General features: G+C 67.7%; 5 protein-coding genes. All 5 read right to left on the reverse strand.

Annotation, left to right across the window (positions count from 1 at the left end; genetic code table 11):
• A partial coding sequence (locus HUU95_RS13150) for a glutamine amidotransferase-related protein (RefSeq protein WP_174280515.1) occupies positions 1-312 on the reverse strand: 312 nt, incomplete at its 3' end.
• A gap of 62 nt (positions 313-374) precedes the next feature.
• Positions 375-665, reverse strand: a complete 291-nt coding sequence (locus HUU95_RS13155; RefSeq protein ID WP_254602797.1) for a type II toxin-antitoxin system RelE/ParE family toxin — start codon at positions 663-665, stop codon at positions 375-377.
• A gap of 20 nt (positions 666-685) precedes the next feature.
• On the reverse strand, positions 686-958 hold the full coding sequence (locus HUU95_RS13160) for a ribbon-helix-helix domain-containing protein (protein WP_174280517.1): 273 nt from the start codon (positions 956-958) through the stop codon (positions 686-688).
• A 3-nt stretch (positions 959-961) separates the two neighbouring features.
• The gene (locus tag HUU95_RS13165) at positions 962-2,371 is read right to left on the reverse strand and encodes an NAD(P)H-dependent flavin oxidoreductase (protein WP_174280518.1); all 1,410 of its coding nucleotides are present in this window, start codon (positions 2,369-2,371) and stop codon (positions 962-964) included.
• A gap of 69 nt (positions 2,372-2,440) precedes the next feature.
• On the reverse strand, positions 2,441-2,823 hold a 383-nt coding region (locus HUU95_RS13170; protein WP_174280519.1), incomplete at its 5' end, for a glycosyltransferase.

Consider the following 2,823-nt stretch of genomic DNA (forward strand, 5'->3'; position numbering starts at 1 on the left):
CCGGACCGCCGCGCCCAGCGCCGCCGCCATCAGCTGCGCGCCCAGGCAAACGCCCAGCGTCGGCCGCCCGGCCTCAAGGCGACGGGCGATCAGCGCGATCTCGGGCGCGAGCCAAGGGTACGCCGCCTGTTCATACACGCCCATCGGCCCACCCATCACGATCAGCAGGTCAGGCCCCAGCGGGTCGACGCGGGCGAGACAGGGCGTGCACGCCGCCACCCGCTCGATTGCATAGCCCGCCTCCTCCAGCGGCCGCCGATAGCCGGCGATGCCTTCGTGATCGACATGGCGGATAACGAGCGCGCGCTTCATGACACCATCGTATCGCCGGAGGATCATTCGAGTGGAAAGCAAAGCTACTTGCCTGGCAAGTCTTAGTCGCGCCCTGCGGCCCCGAAGGCCCGACGTGCCCGCGGCACTTGATCCATGCGCCCATGTAGGACCGCGACAATGCCGACGTTCCCGTCTTCGCGAATGCGCCAGTAGATCAGGTGGGACTCATATTCACTGACCCGCGCATCGGCGGAGACACGCTTGACCACGCGCGATGACGCGGTCTCTTCCGCGATCCCCCGAAACGTCGCGAACAGGCCGGAGATGTAGCGATCAGCCTGCCGCTCGTTCCAACGGCGGCGTGTGAAGTCATAGATTTCCGTCAGGTCCACCCAAGCGGTCGCCTCGACCGTTACTCCTCGCACGTCCGATACCGCTGCCTCATCTCGGACAGGAACGTCTCGGCATTCGCCTCGACGTAAGCGCCAGGCGGTTGCGCAAAGGCTTCCCGCAGATAGGCGAGGCGCTCGGGCGACATCTCGCAGGCGAGAGCGTCGCGATCATTCCTGATCAGGTCACGGAGATAGTCGCCCGCGTTGGCGTAACTTCCCTCCGCCACTTGCTCCGCCACGAAGCCGCTCATCTCCTCGTCCACCTCGAAGCTCAGCATCCTTCGATCCGCCATCGCTCAATCCCCCGTCAGGATGCGATCCACCAGCTGCTTCACCGTCGGCACGAAGCCGTTCGAGTAGAACGGGTCGCGCTTGAACTGATAGGCGGCGTGGCCGGCGAACATCAGGTTCTGCTCGATGTCGCCGCCATGCGCGATCTCCTGCAGCGTCTTCTGGATGCAGAAGGAGCGCGGGTCGGCAAGCCGGCCGGTGGAGTTGGTCTCCGTGTCCGCCCAGGACGAGAACAGGCATTGCGACAGGCAGCCCATGCAATCGGCCTGGTCCTTGCGAATCTCCGCCTTCTCGCCCGGCGACACGAACACCAGCGTGTTGTCCGGCGTCTTGAGCGCGTCGGTGAAGCCGTGGCCGAACCACTCGCGCGCGCGGAGCAGGTCGTTGCGCGTCACCCAGAAGTTTCGGCCCTTCACGCCGACGTCGAGCTGGAAGACGTGGTCGCCGGCTTCCTGCGTCGAGAAGGCGATCTGGCGTTCCGACCGCGCCTCCAGCGCGCGCAGGAACGGATTGCGGACGGCGGACGAGTAGAAGCCGGTGGGCGAGAAACGGTGAAGCAGCACCTCGCCTTCCTCGATCCGGGTCAGATGGTCCTTCCAGTCCTGCGGGATCGGGCTCTCGCGCGTCAGCAGCGGGCGGGTGCCGTATTGGAACGCGATCTGGCCCAGCTCGGGATTGTCGATCCACTCGTTCCAGTCGCGCAGATACCAGACGCCGCCCGCCATGATGATCGGCGTCTCGTCGGCGACCCCGCCCTCGCGCATCGTCTCGCGCAAAGCCTTCACCCGCGGATACGGGTCCTCGGGCCTGAGCGGATCCTCAGCGTTGGACAGGCCGTTATGCCCGCCCGCGAGCCACGGATCCTCGTAGACGACCGCGCCGAGGAGGTCCGCTACCTTGGAATAGGCACGTTTCCACAACGCGCGGAAGGCGCGGCCGGAGGAGACGATCGGCAGGTAGTTGACGCCATATTGCGCCGCGATCTCGCTCAGCTTGTAGGGCATGCCCGCGCCGCAGGTGACGCCCGCGACCAGCCCCCGGGTGCGTTCCAGCACGCCGTGGAGCACGCGCTGCGCGCCGCCCATCTCCCACAGCACGTTGATGTTGATCGCGCCCATGCCGCTGGCGATGTCGCGCGCGCGCTGCACCTGCTGCACGGCGCCGTCGATCGCGTACTGGATCAGCTCCTCGTGCCGCTCGCGCCGGGTGAGCGCGCGGTAGATCTGCGGAATGATCCTGCCATCGGGATCATAGCTGTCGGCGTTGACCGCCGACACGGTGCCGATGCCGCCCGCCGCCGCCCAGGCGCCGGCCGAGGCATGGTTGGTCGCGGCGACCCCCTTGCCGCCCTCGACCAGCGGCCAGACCTCCCGTCCCGCATAGGAAATGGGCCTGAGCCCCTTAAACCCGTTCATCGCCGCTCCCGGTCTGCACCTGGGGGGTACGTATAGCCTAAGCATCCGGACGCGCGAGGAAAACCTCGATCAACTCGCAAGCGCGCCGGGACGGCCGAGCGCGCCTTCGTACAGCGCGCGGTAGCGGTCGATCATCGCCGCCTCCTCATAGTCGGCCCGCGCCCTGGCCTGGTTGAGCCGGCCGAGATGGCGGCGGCCCTCCGGATGGCCGACCAGCGGCTGGAGCGCGTCGCGCAGGAACACCTCGTCATGCGCCGGCGCGACATAGGGCCGGTTCTCCGGCGCGATCATCGCCGCCACGTCGCCGACCGGGGTGGACGCGATCGGCAGCCCCGCCGCCATCGCCTCCACCACCGGCCGGGGGAACTGGTCGGACAGCGACGACACGCCCAGGATGTCGAACAGCCCGATGTACCGGTGCGGCTCGGGCAGGAAGCCCGGCAGGACGAGCC

Source organism: Sphingomonas bacterium, from assembly GCF_903643065.1.
Classification (GTDB): domain Bacteria; phylum Pseudomonadota; class Alphaproteobacteria; order Sphingomonadales; family Sphingomonadaceae; genus Sphingomonas.

Coding starts and splice junctions, on each gene's coding strand:
- HUU95_RS13160 (WP_174280517.1), bottom strand. CDS start 958: ATGGCGGATCGAAGGATGCTGAGCTTCGAGGTGGACGAGGAGATGAGC.
- HUU95_RS13165 (WP_174280518.1), bottom strand. CDS start 2,371: ATGAACGGGTTTAAGGGGCTCAGGCCCATTTCCTATGCGGGACGGGAG.